Raw genomic sequence first — 15,856 nt, forward strand, 5'->3', positions numbered from 1 at the left:
CCGTCTTCATGGCGAGATCGGGCACGTGCCTCCTGTCGAGTTCGAAGTAGTCCACGCGCAGCTGCCTGCTCGGGCGTTGGCATCAATTTCCAGATAGAAATCCCTCTACAAAACTCGGGGCTTGACAAAGCCCGCGATGCGGCATGGCCCGCAACAACAGAGTGCCCGGGCTGCCGAGCACTAGCAGCGGGGGGATGGCCATCATTAAGGTCAGCTGCTGGAACATGAATACGGAGAACATCCGGAATCCGTAGCCTTCGACACCAGCGCCCATGGTCACCGCGAGGGCAGCACACCCCAGCAGGAAGCACAGGGCCCGCCACACCGGCCACCGCCGGCCTCCACTCCACAACCGGATTGCTCCGGCCAAATTCAGCAGCCCCATCACCACGGCGATACCCGGGAGGAGGGGAAGGGGCTGCACCGTAGGAGCCAAGAAGGTCTCCAGGCTGGGTCGGGATCCAGACCGGTCCATTCATGCTGAGATCATCCATAGTCACCAATGCATCGACAGTAACCGCTCCATTCTTCCACAGGCCTGACCCCTGAGTGGTGGACACGGCTTTGTGTACTGTCAGGCGGCATAGTCCAGCGTAGGAGAGCACTCAGGGGTCAGGCCCACCTTCGATCACCCACAAGGTGTCTGCATCGGCTTCGGTGCGGCGGGCGACCCAACTGTTGGCCCGGTTGATCCCGGCGGCTGTAGTGGGAAACGACCCTGGCTACGAGGCGGGGGCGGGTAGCCGACGCCCTGTGGGTCCAGGAGTGCGATCGCCTAGTCAGTCGCGAGCGGCTACCGGCAAAGCAGTATTTGAAGCGGAAGCAACCTTGGGGGAGCGGGGCTTCAACAGCAAGAAAGCAGCGGCGCTCAGCAGTGGCATGGTCCCGGTCAGTATGAGGCCGGTGGCGGCGCGTTGCTGATCGGCAAGCGGGGCAACGCCCCAATCTCTGCCGAGTCCGGTGAACCACTCCGGTTGCAACAGGACCGGTGAGGTCGCGATGAGCACCGCCCATGCTCCTACTGCGATCGCGACCGAGAGCACGGTCAGAATCCGCCGACTGTCACCCGGGACGCGAAGAACGCTGGCAGCGAAAAGCAGGCCGGCCAGCAGCGCGGCAGTATTCGCCAGCTCTTGGCCGACGAGTGTATGCAGGGCCAGGGGGAACAACGGCGTGTAGTAGAAGCCAATCGCCACGGCCACGACCAGCACAGCCGTCACACTCGGGCGCGAGAGCATCTGCCCGAGAGCTGAGGTCTTCCAGGCGCGCACGAACTCGTACCATCCTGTCGTCCCGTCGGTCCGCGGCCGGGCCAGGAGACTGGTCAGCCTGTGGGGGTGTCCTGCGATGAGCAGCGTGGACACGACGAACACCAAGACCAGGTGGCGCAGAGAGTGGATGCTGAACAGGATGGGAGCGTAGATATTGGGCACACCACTCGTCGCGTAGACGAGAACCACCAGTCCGGCGACGAAGGCCGCCGTCCGCAGGAACGGCCATGACCGCCCCGTTGCCCGCAGTCGCAGTACCCCGGCAGCATAAGCGGTGAGAGCGAGGACAGCCACGGCGATCCACAGCCAATCGAACCGCCACTGTGTCACCCATTCCGCTAGGCCCAAAGGGGGCGGAAGGATGTAGTCAGTCAGCACTTCGGCCGGGGTGACGTCAGGTTCCCGGACTCTTTCGAGGCCCGGGTTGGTGCGCGCCAGGACGGCTCCAAGCGCCATCACCGCCGAGAGCACGATGACTTCGCCGGCGATCAGCTGCCACACGCGGGTACGCACCCCGCTCTCGCCACTCCGGGCGATGATGAGGCGACGATTGAGGTAGCCGACGAATCCCAAGGCCAAAGTCGCCACTGTCTTAACGATCACGAGTGTTCCGTAGACCGATGCCAGCGCTTCCCAGCTATCCAGCCGGTAGACGGTGTTGATGATCCCGGAGATCACTACCAAGACGAATGCGACCACTGCCAGTCCAGAGAACCGGGCAAGGACACGGTCGGCCGTCAGGTAGCCGCTCTTGAAGAGAGCGGTGCTGATCGTAGCCAGGACGATGATCCCACCAGTCCAGAGTCCAGCACCCAGGTAGTGAAGCGCTAAAGCGTTGACAGCCCCATCGTGGTCTTCGACCCCGGCGACGTGGCCTAGCTGGGAGAGAGGGATGACCGCGGCAAGCGAGATGACTGCGGTGATAGCAATTCCTGCGCGAGATCGGGTCAAGGCGATCAGCGTTGCTGTCAGGGCCGCGATGACGGCCGTTGCGCCCCATGCCTGTCCGAGAATGATGTCAGTGATGTAGTAAAACAGCTGCGCAACGAACGCGTCCGATCCCGTCAGCGGCTGACCGGTGGTGTCGGCGTACCCGAGGATGACGATAGCTACCGCCGCAAAGGTCCACACCATGGCTGCTCCCCAGGCGATGGCCAGGGTTCGTTTGTATGCAGGCTCTTCGCCGTTGCCGCGGGGGACGACTGCTACGGCGAACACCAGCGCCGCCCAGGTCAGCGACATGGCGAAATGGTGGAGGGTGGTCGTGATCGGCAGTGCCCACCGCACGAGGGGCCCGGGATCGAGCAGTTGGCGGGGAGCAGTGACACCAGCGAACTCCAGTGCGGCCAGCAACACCACGGCTGTCGCCACCACAGCGAGGGGCAGGCTGGTCAGCATCAGCCGACGGGTGGACGTCGTGGGACCCACGGATCTGTAGACAGGGTCACTCATCGTGCCTCACCCTTCAGCTGCGGTGGCGACCGTCGACTCAAACTCCTCCAGCGACTCCAGGGGAAGGGGCTGCCCATTGAGGAAGAACGTAGGCGTCCCACTCACCCCAAGGGTGAAACCATCGGCGATATCGAGCTCAACGCGCTGTTGCGTGGCAGGATCGGCTACGGCAGCGTCGTAGGCAGTCATGTCCAGGCCGAGATCCTGGGCGAAACCACGAAACACATCGGATTTATCTTCTGTTGACTCTCCCCATTCGGCTTGGGTGGTGAACATCGTCTGCTGCATCTGGTCGTACTCTCCCTGCTGTGCGGCAGCCTCGACCGCTAAGGCCGCGTTCATCCCGTTCTGGTGACCGGGCAGCGGGAAGTAGCGTTGGATGACGGTGAGGGTGTCGGCGTGCTGCGACCGCAGATCCTCCACGACGGGGAACGCCGCCCGGCACCCCTCACACTCGAAGTCGACGAACTCCACCAGGACAGCTTGTTCGTTCGGCGCTTGAGAGAGCACATGACTGTTGCTGCGAGTCACCTGTCCCACGTCATCGGGAAGCTCCTCCGTTGAGGAGGATCGGACAACCAGCACCGCGATCACTGCTGCTACGACGACCAGGGCGATAGCGGCCCACAGGCCGATTCTGAGGCGTCGTTCAAGAACAGTACTCATCTATGTCCAATCAGAGCTTTCACGGCACCGCGGCCCATACCGCCACACCGTTCTTTCGTGTCAAGGCAGTAGATCATGCCCGTATTTTCCGGGAGGCATTCCCCGAGACTACGGACGATTGTGAACCCGGACCCTCGCTTCGCGGTCACTGCTCCCCGTCAGATCGTTCAACTTTCATCTTCCGGGTCAGCATAATCGCAACGATCGCGATGACGGCGACGATCCCCACGCTCAACAGGACCACGAGTGTCAGCGGCATCCCCGAATCGGCAAGCTCGCCATCCGCATTTACAGGCGCAGTTTCAGCGGCGGGATCGTCGCTGGCGGGAGCATTCTGCTCAGTTTCAGTCGGCTCCGGCTCTTGCCCGCCTGCACTGCCGCTGTTGACGGTGAAGGAGTATTCGCCGCTGATCGGATGGCCATCCGAGGACACGACCCGCCATGCCACGGCGTACTCGCCGGCCGGCATCTCACCCGACAAATCGCTGGTGATGGTCTGTCCTGCGATGACTGGTTCGTCGACAGCGACAGCTTGATCCCCGGCGGTTACCTGGATCTCCGAACCCAACTCCTGCAGCTCGCCGCTGAAATCCAACTCGATCGCTTCCGGGACTTCGTCCACAACCGCTCCATCTTCAGGGTTTGAAGTGGTCATCTGGTCATGGGCAGCCGCTGGCGGTGACAGCAGCAGGCCCAACCCGAGAAGCACCGCGGCCAGTACTCCCGAGCTGAACCACAACTTCAATTGCCCAGCAGCATGCATGAGAACTACTCCTTGTGTTCCGTGTCCCGCAGTGCCGAACGTCACCCACTAGTACGTTCGGCCACCACGCAATTCTACCCACTGTAGAATACGGCCGGAGAGAGTGCAACTGCTGCATCACCAAGCGCTTCGACAAGCGTTTCAGGCGTCTGCTTCGGTGCCCTCGGACCGGTGGGATATGGCGTGAGCCGATCTTGGCGTTGACGTATCGACTCGGTCTCGGCGAGCCAGTCCTCGTCGTAGCGATCCTGCTGGTCAAAAACGGGCTCTCCTGACGCATCCGTGGGTGGTTTCTTGACCTGCCGATGCGCGACACGCCGCTCCCACGTAGGTTCTTGAACTGTCTAAGGATCCAGAACCAGTGAAGCGGAGAGCGGCGTGCGCGATACCAGCCTATGGCGTGTCCTGTTGGGCGTCGACAAGACGGTCATCGAGCGGGTCGGATGCGGAGCTGTTGGTCGCTCACGTCCGTCCGAAGAGTCGACAGCGGAGGCGGTGCGGGAGGTGCCGGCGCCGGTGCCCGGGTTACGACTCCGGTGAGGGTCGGCGTCGTTGGCGGACGCTGGATCTGGGCACCGTCCAGGCGGTGATAGAGGCGGAGTCGCCGCGGGTGAGGTGCCCCGAGCATGGGGTGGTCGTCGCTTCGGTGCCGTGGGCGCGTCACGACGCGGGCCATACCTATGCCTTCGATGATCAGGTGGCGTGGCTGGCGACCCAGGCTTCGAAGTCCACCGCGGTTCAGTTGATGCGGATCGCCTGGCGCACTGTCGGGTCGATCATCACTTGAACCGTCCTGGGTTTCGTTCCTAGACGGCAGTTAAAGTATCGACCTGCTGGGTGCTTGTTTCAAAGTGCTCTGCCTCGACCTCTGCCGGGGTCCGATGTCCGAGCCCTTCATGCAACCTGCCGGTGTTCCACCAATGCACCCAGCTCATCGTGGCGAACTCCACTTCGGTCAGGCCCGCCCACGCCGGTTGCGAGTAGATCAGTTCGGTCTTGTACAGCCCGTTGACCGTCTCGGCCAGAGCGTTGTCATAGCTGTCGCCGACGGTTCCCACGGAGGGATAGATCCCCGCGTCGATGAGCCGGTCGGTATAGGCCACGGCAACGTACTGGGATCCTCTGTCGGAGTTAACACGAATTCGGGTTAACGCCGATTATGCCGAGGATTTCGTTATCCCGAGGAATCGTGCTCTGGCCCGTGCTGGCACCGATCGGTGAGGATTGTTCGGCTTAACGTTCCTGCTGTCGATCGCTAGTCTCCGCCGTATCCATCCGTCTATGGAAGGGACGCGGTCATGGATACGACAGTCACACATCTGGGTACGGTCGTCATCGTAGCGCTACGCGCGGCTGGTTACATGGAATCTACGATCGGCAACTATCAGAAGACGATCAAAGCACTGACGGAATTCGCCGCCGACCGCGGCAGTGCCTACACCCCCGAGTTGGGTGCTGAGTTCGCCTCGATGACGATCAGTCCGCGCACAGGGCGGTTCAGCGTGCAGCGGCGGTTTGATTTCGGCAGACTCATCGACGTGATCGACTCCTACGTGCGGACCGGTCACGTCGACCTATCGATACGCAGCCGGGGCGGCGGGGGACGACAGCCGACCTGCGACGAGTTCACTGCGTTGAATGCGGAGTGGGAAGAAGACATGCACGAACGGGGACTGGCCCCGGCGACCCGTGAAGCCTACGGACGCGTCGCCCGCGGCTATCTCGTGTATCTCGAAGACCAGGGCATCTCCGACCTCGATGACGCGGGACCAGCCACGATCACCGGCTACTTCACCTACCTGCTCGATCACGGCTGGGCACAGTCGTCCTTGTCCTGGCAGGTGTCGAACTTCCGCCCATTCATGAAATTCACCGGACGCTGCGATCTCGTCGACGCGATCGCTCTCATCGGTGCACGCCGCTCCCACGCAATCATCCCCGTCCTCACCGACGACGATGCAGAACGCCTCGTCAACGCGTGCGCCTCCTCACCGATGATCAGCAGCCGCGACGCTGCGATCACCCTGCTGGCACTGCTAACAGGACTGCGGGCCTGCGACATCATCAATCTCCGGCTGGACGACATTGAGTGGCGGACCCAGACGATCTCACTCATCCAGCAGAAGACGCACAACCCTGTGCTCCTGCCTCTGCCGGGACTGCTGGCGACCAGACTGGCTGACTACGTCCTGGAAGACCGCCCCGACTCGGATGATGATCACGTCTTCCTGCGCAGCGTGGCTCCGCCCACCCAGCTTGCCGATCACGCGTCCATTTACGTGATCACGGCGGCAACGTTCAGGAAAGCCGGAGTGACCGATGTGAAGGCCGGCACGCGCTTCTTGCGGCACACCGCTGCCTCCCGGCTTCTGCGGGCAGCGACTCCACTACCGACGATCGCCGCCGTGCTCGGCCACGCCAGCCAGGAATCGACCAACGTCTACATGAACGTCGATCATGACCATCTCCTCGCGTGCGTGCTGCCCGTCCCGACAGGAGCACGATCATGAACACCACCCATTTCACCAGCACCTTCGCCACTGATCTGGACGAGTACCTGGCGTTCAAGAAGAAGATGGGCTTCTACGGCGCCTCCCGCACCGTGTATCTGCGACGGTTCGACGCCTACGCCACCGCCCACAATCTCAGCACCTTCGATCGGGCCACCGTCGAAGGATGGGTCACCGACCAGCTGCAACGCTCAGGAAAGTATCGATCGTGGATGTCCTACATCCGTGACTTCGGCAGGTGGCTCCACGCCCACGCACACCCGGACGCCTACATCCTCTCCGACCAGTGGAAAGCACCGATCATCCGCCCGCGGCCCTACCTACTCACACACGAAGAGATCGAAGGCTTCTTCACCACCGCAGCCCACGTGGACGCCCAATCGCCGTGGGCCTGGCAATCCGTCGCCTTCTTCACGCTCATGCACTCAGCCGGAATCCGAACCGGTGAAGCCCGCAATCTCCTGACCAGCCAAGTCGATCTCGGCGATGGCCACATCGATATCGTCAACGCCAAAGGCCACCGCAGCCGACGACTGCCACTGACCGACGACGTCATCGCCATCCTGGCCTCCTGCGACACGACCTCACACACGCATCTGGGCCCACGACGGACGTTCTTCGTCTCCTCGACCGGGGCACCGGTCGCCCCAGCAAGTGTGGGAGTGATGTTCAACCGGATCTGGGACCAAGCCAGACTCCCGCGACCGGCCGACGGCAAGCAGCCACGGCCCTATGACTTCCGACATCACTTCGCCTACGCCAACCTCGAACGCTGGATGGCAGGCGGCACCGACGTCACCGCGATGCTGCCCTATCTTGCCCGCTACATGGGACACGCGACCTTCGATTCCACCTACTACTACATCCACACCAGCCCGGACTTCATGGACTCCTACGCCGACATCACTCAGGAGAGCCAGTCGCTGCTGCCGGAGGTCGGATTCGCATGAAACGCGACCCCGCCACCGACACCGCAAACGTCTTCGTCTTCGCCCGGGACTTCCTGAACGCCTACATGCCCACGGTCCGGGGACTGTCAGTGAAGACGATCACCGCCTATCGGATCAGTCTGGAGTGCTTCATCGCTTTCCTCACCGACCACGAACACGTCGACCGCGCCGACATCACCTTCGACCACTTCGACCGTGCACATCTGAAAGCATGGTTGACGTGGATGAACGCTGAACGTGGCTACGCGTCGGCAACGATCACACTCAGGCTCTCCGCGCTCAAGGCGTTCTTGTCCTACGCCGCCGCCGAAGACATCACCCTCGTCGCCCTCCACCAGGCAGCGAGGACGCTGAAAGCGCCGCCCTTGCCACGGGCACCGATCGCCTACCTCACCGAAGACGAAACACGGGCAGTTCTCGCTGCGCACACCGGCCAAACAGCCAAGTCACGGCGGAACAGGATGCTGCTCATCCTGCTCTACGACACCGCCGCCCGCGTCGGCGAGCTCACCGCTCTGACACTCCAAGACCTCTCCCTGACCGCGCCGGGACATGTGACGCTGACCGGTAAACGCAACAAGACCCGCGTGGTGCCCTTGAGTGAGAAAACGATCGAGCATCTGCGCGTCTATCGTGAAGAGTTCCACCCGAACCCCGCTCGCCTACCTGCGACTCGGCCGGTCTTCTACAGCCTGCACAGAGGACAGCCGACGCGTCTGTCCACGGATACGGTCTCCACCGTGTTGAAGAAAGCCGCCCACGCCGCGCGGAGCCGCTGTCCCTCGGTGCCCGCGGGTATCCATTGCCACATGCTGCGCAAGACCAAAGCCATGGATCTCTACCAAAATGGCATTCCGCTGCCGATCATCATGCGACTGCTCGGCCACGAGAACGCCTCGACCACGCAGGCGTTCTACGCGTTCGCGACGCTGGACATGATGCGCGACGCCATCAACACCGCCACCCCCAGAGCAGATAACCCGGCTGCCGATCGGCTCACCGAGGACACCCTCGCGGCTCTCTACAGCCTCCGATAAGCAGGAACGTTAAGCCGAACAATCCTCACCGATCGGTGCCAGCACGGGCCAGAGCACGATTCCTCGGGATAACGAAATCCTCGGCATAATCGGAGTGGTGGACGAGCTGATCAGTGCTGCCCTGGGCGGTGTTGAGCGCATGCTCGAGCGCCTCGAGCGAGAGCGCCTCAGTCGTCATCGAAGACCGGGTCGCCCACCCGGTAATCCGGCGACTGTAGGCATCGATGACGAACGCTGTGTAGACGAATCCGCACGAGGTGCGCACATAGGTGATGTCAGCGACCCAGAGCTGGTTCGGGGCCGGTGCCTTGAAGTCCCGCATCACCAGATCCGGACGATGATCCGGTATCGACCCTGGCACCGTCGTGCGCGGCTTCCGACCGCGCACGACACCGGTGACCCCCGCCAGGCGCATGAGCCTGGCCGTCTGATCCCGTCCGACGTCCCACCCGGCGCGGCGCAGCGCGTGCCACATCTTCCGTGCCCCGTAGACGCCGTAGTTCGCCGCGTGCACCCGCCGGACCTCCTCGACGAGAACCTCGTCGCGCACGGTCCGCGCCGCCGGCGTACGGGTCTTCGCCGCGCGGTATCCGCGTGAGGTGATGAACCCACGTGCTGTCGCGCCCAAGATGCGACAGATGAGCTCGACCCCGAAGCGATCGCGGAACGTGTCGATGAACCGGATCATTTCGTCGTGGGCCGGTCGAGCTCCGCGGCGAAAAACGCCGACGCGGTCTTGAGGATCTCGTTTGCCCGTTTGAGCTCCTTGACCTCACGGCGGAGCCGCTTGAGCTCCTCGAGGTCCGCACTCGTGGGCCCCTCCTCGAGGCCGGCGTCGCGGCGGGCTTGCTTCGACCATCCTCGCAGCGTGTGCGGGGAGACGCCGAGCTTATGCCCGACATCGGTGGCTGCGCCCCATTCTGAGGTCTCTTCCGTGCGGCGGTGGTCGTCCATCATCCGCAGAGCCCGCTCCTTGAACTGCGGGGTGTACGTCTTGGCCATGTTCCAATCCTCCTAGATCAAACGGATCGGAACGAAACCCAGGACGGTTCAACTCGTGTCTGGGCCGACGTCGACGCCCAGCATGATCGATTCGCCGGGCTGCGACGGATCGGGATCGACGAGATCAGCTACAAGAAGGGCCACAAGTATCTGATGGTCGTGGTCGACCACGACGCTCGCCGCCTTGTCTGGACCGCCCCGGGGCGCAACAGTGCCACGGTCCGGGAGTTCTTCGATTTCCTGGGTCCCGAGCGATGTGGTCAGATCACCCATGTTTCCGCTGATGGCGCGGATTTCATCGATACGATCGTCGCCCAGAAGTGCCCGGGCGCGGTGCGGGTGTCCGATCCGTTCCACATCGTCAAATGGGCCACCGAAGCGCTTGACGAGGTCCGCCGGGCAACGTGGAACGATGCTCGTGCGCTGGCCCGCAACGAGCCTAAACGTGGCCGAGGCCGACCGCGTGCCGATGCGCCCCCACGGCCGGGAAGTGAGCGCGCCAAGGGCCTCAAGGGCGCCCGCTACTCGCTGTGGAAGAACCCGGAGAACCTCACCGAGAACCAGCAGGTCAAGCTCGCCTGGATCGCCGATACGGACCCCCGGCTGTATCGGGCCTACCTCCTCAAAGAAGGCCTGCGAACCGTGTTCCAGCTACCTCTGGACGCGGCTGCTGAAGCGCTGGAGCGGTGGATCAGCTGGGCGCGTCGCTGCCGGATCCCAGCCTTCGTGAAGCTCCAAAGAAGCATCGTCAAGCATCGCGCCCGGATCCTCGCTGCGATCGAGCACAACCTCTCCAACGGGCTGATCGACTCGACCAACACCAAGATCCGATTGATCACCCGGATGGCGTTCGGCTTCAAATCGCCTGAGGCCCTCATCGCGCTCGCGCTGCTCACCCTCGGTGGCCACCAACCTGCCCTCCCCGGCCGGAGATAGCCCACGGATCAGTCAGGAGCGCAGGAAAAAGGTCCTCGTTGCCCGGCCTGGAGATGTGCCGAAGGTGGGTGGCATAGCCGGACGGGTGGAAGTGGATGAGACCTACCTCGGTGGCGAGGAGCCGGGCTGCGTGTATATCTTGAGTGGACTCCGTTGCAACGTTGTCGTTATAGTCTTGTGACACGTCGAAGGGGCCTGGAGGTCATACCTGGGTCCGGTTCCGAATCTTTCCGGAGTAATGCATGTCCGAGCAGTCCGCCGAGCCGGTCTTTGCCAGCCGCCGCGAACGTCGCATGGCTGAAGAGACCGGCCTCCGTTCGTCGCGCCGGCTTCAGAGTCTCAGCACATCGTCTCCCGCACCGCAGTACCCGCCTGCCGCCGTGCGCGGCCAGGTGGGTGCGGGCGCAGTCGCGTTCCGTGGGTCCGATGGCTCGATCGTCCGTGGGATGCGTCGCCGCCGTGCCGTGGTGACGACCGCACTCGCGGGCGTCTCCCTCGCAGGTGCCGCCGCTGCAGTCGTGCTGATCTCCGGCAACGGAACTGGGCAGGCGCAGGCTGCGGAGCCGAACGACGACGCGCCAGTCCTCACCGCGCTCGGCTCGGAGGCCGTCTCTACCGATGTCGGAGGCGACGCGGATGCGGCCACGGGGCGCACCGCCTCGGGATCGGCCCCCAGCGCTAAAGACGGCGACGTCCAGGCGGCCGGCCGCTCCATCACGAAGACCGTCCTGCCGGGCTGCTCCGAGGATGTGGACTTCGGGGACGCGGGCAACGGGGAGCTGCCGGAATCCTGGATGTGCGACCTGGGCGTCGGCGAGCACAAGCTGCGCGCCGACGCCGCGATCGCGTTCTCGAAGATGAACGCCGCCTACAAGGAGGACACCGGTGAGGACATGGAGCTCACCGATACCTACCGGTCCCTCGAGTCCCAGGTGTCCGTCGCCGGCCGCAAGCCCGGTCTCGCGGCACGTGCCGGTACGTCCCTGCACGGCTGGGGCATAGCGATCGACTTCGGCGGCGGCACCGGCAGCGCGTCCGGCCAGCAGTACGACTGGCTGGTCGCGAACGGTGCGGAGTACGGCTGGGAGAACCCTGACTGGGCGAAGGGCAGCCAGTACGAGCCCTGGCACTGGGAGTACGTCCCCGCCCGCAAGGACATCAAGGGAGCCTGAAGGCTCCGGAGCGCCTCTCCTCGAGTCGTCCCCGACCTGTGACGTGATCACGGACCCAGCGGCCCGTGAGCGCCTGCTGCACGTACTGGTCGAGCGCGTCACGATTGGTGGCGCTGATCCCGACGAGGAACAGGGCGGAAAAGACCTTCTGGTTGGAGTCGTGCAGCTCCTCGCGCATCGCCCCGCTTCCTCCAGCGCGGCCACGCCAGATATTCCCGACCGCCACGCTCCGAGTCCAGTTCGGTGAAGTGGAGAGCCCGAAGCGTCGTTATCCTTGTGTTATCTGCTTGTGCGAAGATACCCTGGTTGGGTCTCGGATCGGATACAGATATGTTAAGGAATAGTCGCATTGGGTAGACACTCAGGCCAGAAGCCTTCATGGGGTGCCACCGCACGAAATGCTGTGCGGGGCATCTCCGCTACGGGGCGCAAGTCCAGCGGACGCCACAGGGACGAATCGAATCCCACCCTGGGTGTTCCCAGCACCGTGAGGCGGCGGCCCATGGTTGCAGCGATCGCACTGCCGGCGGCTGCGGCAACCGCGGTCGTTGCATCATCCTTGGCCTTCGCGCCGGGTCAAGACGCGGGTGTGGTGGCAGCCGACAGTCAGTCAGCGACGGCAAACGCGGAAGCTGGCGCGTCTGAGTCACCCACAATGGATGAGAAGGCGTTGCAGAAGGAGCAGGATCAGGCCGCCGAGGAGTACAAGAAGTCCATCCAGGACGACCCCAAGTACAGCTCCGAAGTGGATGCCGATCTGTCAGCGCCCGAGACCACCGAGGCCGCGGAGGAAGCATCCGCCGCCTCCGAGGAATCTGGTGTCTCCGACGGTTCAGGTGAATCCGAGGAATCTGCCGATTCCGCGGAGACCGGCTCAGAAGACGGCGGTGAATCTCCCGGGGGTCTCTCGAACGAGCCCTGCTCAGTGTCGGAATCCATCGAGTCCAAGCTCAGCCCCAATGCCACGAAGGGCTACCGGGCCATTTGTGCCGAGTTCCCTGAAGTCGACACGTTCGGGGGACCCCGGAACGACCCGGGCTCGGACCACCACACCGGGAAGGCTCTCGACGTCATGATCGCGGGCTCGACGGGCGAACAGATCAAGGAGTTCGGAATTGAGCACGCCTCGGATCTCGGTGTGAAGTACGTAATCTTCGAGCAGAAGCTCTACGCCCCCTATACAGGCTGGGAAGGGCGGCCGATGGAGGACCGGGGCTCAGCTACCGCCAACCACCTCGATCACGTGCACGTCTCCTTCAACTGATCTGAACACCCGGCCGCTAACGAGCGGCAGTCTGATCGTGACGGGGTTTGCTCCGCGATGCGGTTGAGGAGCGACGGGTGCGCTCGGACCTACCAGAAATGTCCGGCGTTTTCCACCGCCTTCGCGGAACGTCTCCCCACCCAGCGGAACCACTGGCGGTCGTCAGATAGGTCACCCCATGCTGTACAGTTCATCACATGCTGACCATTGTCGATCGTCTTGATGTGGTGAATCGCCTCGGCCGTGCGATGGCCGACCCCACACGGTCGCGGATTCTTCTCACGCTCTTGGAGCGACCCGGATACCCGGCTCAGCTTGCACGAGACCTCGAGCTCACACGCCCGAACGTGTCGAACCATCTCACGTGTCTGCGGGACTGCGGCATCGTGGTCGCGGAGATGGAGGGGCGGCACACGCGCTATGAGATCGCAGACCCACATCTGACGAGGGCGTTGACCGCGCTGTTCGACGTGACGCTGGCGGTCGATGAGGATGCGCCGTGCAATGATCCGGTCTGCCCCGTCCCAGGCTGCTGTGAGACGTCGGAGGCTTCATCATGAGCGCGGTATGCTGCGCGGCGGTCGAGCAGACCGTTGCCGAAGACGTCCACGTGCCGTGGTGGAAGGACCGTGCCGTTCTGATTCCGGCGGCCTCCGGCGTCGCCTTCCTGGCAGGTCTGATCGGTGAGTGGACCGGAGTCGGCATCGTGGCGCTGGTGCTGTTCTGGACGGGGCTTCTGCTGGGCGCGTCCACATTCGCACCGGGTGCACTGCGTCAGCTGTTCACCCGGCGCAAGGTCGGAATCGGACTGCTGATGACGATCAGCGCAGTCGGGGCCGTGATCCTCGGGTATGTCGCGGAAGCTGCCGCGCTGGCATTCCTCTACTCCATCGCTGAAGCACTGGAGGACAAGGCGATGGATCGGGCACACGCAGGACTGCGGGCGCTGCTGAAGCTCGTGCCCGAGACTGCGACCGTCATCGAGGACGGTACGACGCATACGGTCCCTGGCCGCAGCCTCCAGATAGGCCAGACACTGCTGGTGCGTCCCGGCGAACGACTGCCCACGGACGGGACCGTGCGAAGCGGGCGCAGCAGCCTGGACACCTCGACCATCACGGGCGAGTCGATCCCGGTCGAGGTCGCACCCGGTGACGAGGTCCTGGCAGGGTCGATCAACAACTCTGGAGCTCTGGAGGTCGAAGCGACCGCGGCAGGCACTGACAACTCGCTGACCACCATCGTCGACCTGGTCGAACAGGCTCAGGCGGAGAAGGGCGAACGCGCCCGCCTCGCAGATCGGATCGCACGCCCACTCGTGCCGGGCGTGATCGTGCTCGCGGTCGTCGTTGCACTCGTCGGCTCTCTGTTCGGGGACCCGGAACTGTGGATCACACGCGCATTGATCGTGCTGGTCGCTGCCTCCCCGTGCGCGCTGGGGATCGCGGTGCCGGTCACGGTCGTCTCAGCGATCGGTTCTGCCAGCAGGTTCGGCGTCGTCATCAAATCCGGTGCCGCCTTCGAACGATTCGGCGGGATCCGGCATCTCGCCGTTGACAAGACGGGCACGCTGACCCGCAACCAGCCGACCGTCGCTCGCGTCATCACGATCCCCCGGGCCGCACCCGAGGATGTGCTGTCCTGGGCGGCGAGTCTCGAACAGCACAGCACCCATCCGCTGGCGGCTGCGATCGTCGCAGCTGTCCCGGACGCGACCCCGGCTGCGGGGGTGACCGAGACCGCCGGACACGGCATCACTGGAAGCCTCAGCACCGGAACCATCACTGTCGGCAGTCCCCGGTGGCTGAGATCCGGGGAACTCGCAGACGAGGTCGAAGCACTGGAGAGCGATGGGATGACCGTGGTCGTCGTGCATCGCGACCAGGCCCCGGTCGGAGCGATCGGGGTCCGAGACGAACTGCGTCCCGAAGTGCCTGAGGTGATCAGCACGCTCGCAGAACGCGCTGTGGGGGTGACGATGCTGACCGGCGACAATGTGCGCACGGCCCACACGCTGGCCGCCCAAGCCGGCATCAGTGATGTGCAGGCGGAGCTGCGGCCGGAGGACAAAGCGGGCGCCGTCGCTGCGCTGTCCCGCACACGGCCCACGGCGATGATCGGAGACGGCATCAATGACGCACCCGCGCTCGCTGCCGCCGACGTGGGGATCGCGATGGGTGCCACCGGATCAGACGCAGCGATCGAATCAGCTGACATCGCATTCACCGGCAACGACCTGCGCCTGCTCCCGCAGGCTCTCGCCCACGCACGGCAAGGTCGGCGCATCATCAACCAGAACATCGTCCTGTCCCTGCTCATCATCATCGTGCTGCTGCCGCTGGCCATCACGGGAGTGCTCGGCCTGGCGGCAGTCGTCCTCGTCCACGAGCTCGCCGAGGTGGTCGTGATCCTCAACGGGCTGCGCGCGGCGCGCACCCGCACACCGCGCCCTGCGGCGCTGGTCGGGCGTCCATGAACATACCAGCAGTCGAGTACCGAATGAAGCGGAGGTCCGGGTCTGGCCGAAGCCCCCGCCTGGGCGTGGTTATCGCGCTGAGCAGGCGCCTTGTTGGGTCTCACCTATGTTGCGGTACTCGCCTGTCGGTTGGATTCAGAGCGTTGCAAGCACTCGCCTGCGGAGTCCTGCTGCGCGCCTTCGTCTACTGTCTGAGACAGGTCATCCCGCCCACCGGCATTATGCTCCTCACCCATAAGGGATTCGTCAGGATGGAGGGGGTGCCATCAGCTCGCCACCATGCGAGCCGATTGGGTCATGCTCGTCGTCCTGGGTGTGCTTCTGCTAAGTGGGTCTGGACGAGGTGGATCAGCAGAT

At 63.9% G+C, this 15,856-nt stretch carries 14 protein-coding genes and 3 pseudogenes; 9 read left to right on the forward strand and 8 right to left on the reverse strand.

The window, feature by feature from the left end; all coding sequences use genetic code 11:
- Positions 1 to 82: 82 nt before the first annotated feature.
- From BJEO58_RS01840 to BJEO58_RS01855, 4 genes are all read right to left on the reverse strand, one after another.
- A complete protein-coding gene (locus BJEO58_RS01840) occupies positions 83 to 475 on the reverse strand; it encodes a cytochrome c oxidase assembly protein (RefSeq protein ID WP_308297851.1) in 393 nt (130 codons plus the stop codon).
- Positions 476 to 779: 304 nt separating this feature from the next.
- Positions 780 to 2,669: a bifunctional copper resistance protein CopD/cytochrome c oxidase assembly protein gene (locus tag BJEO58_RS01845; protein WP_246075995.1), complete on the reverse strand. Its 1,890-nt coding sequence runs from the start codon at positions 2,667 to 2,669 to the stop codon at positions 780 to 782.
- Positions 2,670 to 2,729: 60 nt separating this feature from the next.
- Positions 2,730 to 3,389, reverse strand: a complete 660-nt coding sequence (locus BJEO58_RS01850) for a DsbA family protein (protein WP_101587273.1) — start codon at positions 3,387 to 3,389, stop codon at positions 2,730 to 2,732.
- A gap of 145 nt (positions 3,390 to 3,534) precedes the next feature.
- Entirely contained in the window at positions 3,535 to 4,152 is a 618-nt protein-coding gene (locus BJEO58_RS01855; RefSeq protein ID WP_101587275.1) for a copper resistance CopC family protein, read from the reverse strand.
- A 378-nt stretch (positions 4,153 to 4,530) separates the two neighbouring features.
- On the opposite strand from BJEO58_RS01855, the pseudogene BJEO58_RS01860 reads away from it, so the two are divergent.
- Positions 4,531 to 4,936: pseudogene (locus BJEO58_RS01860) on the forward strand (helix-turn-helix domain-containing protein); the annotation flags it as partial.
- A gap of 22 nt (positions 4,937 to 4,958) precedes the next feature.
- On the opposite strand, the pseudogene BJEO58_RS01865 reads toward BJEO58_RS01860, so the two are convergent.
- Positions 4,959 to 5,285 (reverse strand): annotated as a pseudogene (locus tag BJEO58_RS01865) (integrase core domain-containing protein); the annotation flags it as partial.
- A 228-nt stretch (positions 5,286 to 5,513) separates the two neighbouring features.
- Here BJEO58_RS01865 and BJEO58_RS01870 point away from each other — a divergent pair.
- The 3 genes from BJEO58_RS01870 to BJEO58_RS01880 are packed head-to-tail and all read left to right on the forward strand — an operon-like array spanning position 5,514 to position 8,649.
- Complete coding sequence (locus tag BJEO58_RS01870; RefSeq protein ID WP_246075996.1) at positions 5,514 to 6,662, forward strand: tyrosine-type recombinase/integrase; 1,149 nt, start codon at positions 5,514 to 5,516, stop codon at positions 6,660 to 6,662.
- The gene (locus BJEO58_RS01875; RefSeq protein ID WP_101587280.1) at positions 6,659 to 7,612 is read left to right on the forward strand and encodes a tyrosine-type recombinase/integrase; all 954 of its coding nucleotides are present in this window, start codon (positions 6,659 to 6,661) and stop codon (positions 7,610 to 7,612) included. The genes BJEO58_RS01870 and BJEO58_RS01875 overlap by 4 nt, the downstream gene beginning before the upstream one ends.
- A complete protein-coding gene (locus tag BJEO58_RS01880; RefSeq protein WP_101587282.1) occupies positions 7,609 to 8,649 on the forward strand; it encodes a tyrosine-type recombinase/integrase in 1,041 nt (346 codons plus the stop codon). The genes BJEO58_RS01875 and BJEO58_RS01880 overlap by 4 nt, the downstream gene beginning before the upstream one ends.
- A gap of 25 nt (positions 8,650 to 8,674) precedes the next feature.
- On the opposite strand, the gene BJEO58_RS01885 is transcribed toward BJEO58_RS01880, so the two are convergent.
- Together BJEO58_RS01885 and BJEO58_RS01890 are read right to left on the reverse strand one after the other, a co-directional pair.
- Entirely contained in the window at positions 8,675 to 9,337 is a 663-nt protein-coding gene (locus BJEO58_RS01885) for an IS3 family transposase (RefSeq protein WP_101587284.1), read from the reverse strand.
- Positions 9,334 to 9,606, reverse strand: a complete 273-nt coding sequence (locus tag BJEO58_RS01890) for a transposase (protein WP_180951791.1) — start codon at positions 9,604 to 9,606, stop codon at positions 9,334 to 9,336. The genes BJEO58_RS01885 and BJEO58_RS01890 overlap by 4 nt, the downstream gene beginning before the upstream one ends.
- Positions 9,607 to 9,702: 96 nt before the next feature.
- On the opposite strand from BJEO58_RS01890, the pseudogene BJEO58_RS01895 reads away from it, so the two are divergent.
- Both BJEO58_RS01895 and BJEO58_RS01900 read left to right on the forward strand, forming a co-directional pair.
- Positions 9,703 to 10,587 (forward strand): annotated as a pseudogene (locus BJEO58_RS01895) (ISL3 family transposase); the annotation flags it as partial.
- 242 nt (positions 10,588 to 10,829) lie between these two features.
- On the forward strand, positions 10,830 to 11,759 hold the full coding sequence (locus BJEO58_RS01900) for a M15 family metallopeptidase (RefSeq protein ID WP_246075997.1): 930 nt from the start codon (positions 10,830 to 10,832) through the stop codon (positions 11,757 to 11,759).
- Here the strand turns inward: BJEO58_RS01900 and BJEO58_RS01905 are convergent.
- Positions 11,746 to 11,937 carry a hypothetical protein gene (locus BJEO58_RS01905; protein WP_101587287.1) on the reverse strand — a complete coding sequence of 64 codons (192 nt, stop codon included), beginning with the start codon at positions 11,935 to 11,937 and terminating at the stop codon, positions 11,746 to 11,748. The genes BJEO58_RS01900 and BJEO58_RS01905 overlap by 14 nt on opposite strands.
- Positions 11,938 to 12,261: 324 nt before the next feature.
- On the opposite strand from BJEO58_RS01905, the gene BJEO58_RS01910 reads away from it, so the two are divergent.
- The 3 genes from BJEO58_RS01910 (at position 12,262) to BJEO58_RS01920 (ending at position 15,499) form a co-directional block, all read left to right on the forward strand.
- Positions 12,262 to 13,023, forward strand: coding sequence for a VldE C-terminal domain-containing protein (locus BJEO58_RS01910; protein WP_144573826.1), 762 nt, complete (start codon positions 12,262 to 12,264; stop codon positions 13,021 to 13,023).
- Between the two features lie 197 nt (positions 13,024 to 13,220).
- Positions 13,221 to 13,583 carry a Cd(II)/Pb(II)-sensing metalloregulatory transcriptional regulator CmtR gene (gene cmtR, locus BJEO58_RS01915; protein ID WP_101587291.1) on the forward strand — a complete coding sequence of 121 codons (363 nt, stop codon included), beginning with the start codon at positions 13,221 to 13,223 and terminating at the stop codon, positions 13,581 to 13,583.
- Complete coding sequence (locus BJEO58_RS01920) at positions 13,580 to 15,499, forward strand: heavy metal translocating P-type ATPase (protein ID WP_101587293.1); 1,920 nt, start codon at positions 13,580 to 13,582, stop codon at positions 15,497 to 15,499. Before cmtR ends, BJEO58_RS01920 begins: the two co-directional genes overlap by 4 nt.
- The last annotated feature ends 357 nt before the right edge of the window (positions 15,500 to 15,856 follow it).

The organism is Brevibacterium jeotgali, assembly GCF_900169175.1.
GTDB classification, from domain to species: Bacteria; Actinomycetota; Actinomycetes; order Actinomycetales; family Brevibacteriaceae; genus Brevibacterium; species Brevibacterium jeotgali.

Coding starts and splice junctions, on each gene's coding strand:
- BJEO58_RS01840 (WP_308297851.1), bottom strand. CDS start 475: ATGGACCGGTCTGGATCCCGACCCAGCCTGGAGACCTTCTTGGCTCCT.
- BJEO58_RS01845 (WP_246075995.1), bottom strand. CDS start 2,669: ATGCTGACCAGCCTGCCCCTCGCTGTGGTGGCGACAGCCGTGGTGTTG.
- BJEO58_RS01850 (WP_101587273.1), bottom strand. CDS start 3,389: ATGAGTACTGTTCTTGAACGACGCCTCAGAATCGGCCTGTGGGCCGCT.
- BJEO58_RS01855 (WP_101587275.1), bottom strand. CDS start 4,152: ATGCATGCTGCTGGGCAATTGAAGTTGTGGTTCAGCTCGGGAGTACTG.
- BJEO58_RS01870 (WP_246075996.1), top strand. CDS start 5,514: ATGGAATCTACGATCGGCAACTATCAGAAGACGATCAAAGCACTGACG.
- BJEO58_RS01875 (WP_101587280.1), top strand. CDS start 6,659: ATGAACACCACCCATTTCACCAGCACCTTCGCCACTGATCTGGACGAG.
- BJEO58_RS01880 (WP_101587282.1), top strand. CDS start 7,609: ATGAAACGCGACCCCGCCACCGACACCGCAAACGTCTTCGTCTTCGCC.
- BJEO58_RS01885 (WP_101587284.1), bottom strand. CDS start 9,337: ATGATCCGGTTCATCGACACGTTCCGCGATCGCTTCGGGGTCGAGCTC.
- BJEO58_RS01890 (WP_180951791.1), bottom strand. CDS start 9,606: ATGATGGACGACCACCGCCGCACGGAAGAGACCTCAGAATGGGGCGCA.
- BJEO58_RS01900 (WP_246075997.1), top strand. CDS start 10,830: ATGTCCGAGCAGTCCGCCGAGCCGGTCTTTGCCAGCCGCCGCGAACGT.
- BJEO58_RS01905 (WP_101587287.1), bottom strand. CDS start 11,937: ATGCGCGAGGAGCTGCACGACTCCAACCAGAAGGTCTTTTCCGCCCTG.
- BJEO58_RS01910 (WP_144573826.1), top strand. CDS start 12,262: ATGGTTGCAGCGATCGCACTGCCGGCGGCTGCGGCAACCGCGGTCGTT.
- cmtR (WP_101587291.1), top strand. CDS start 13,221: ATGCTGACCATTGTCGATCGTCTTGATGTGGTGAATCGCCTCGGCCGT.
- BJEO58_RS01920 (WP_101587293.1), top strand. CDS start 13,580: ATGAGCGCGGTATGCTGCGCGGCGGTCGAGCAGACCGTTGCCGAAGAC.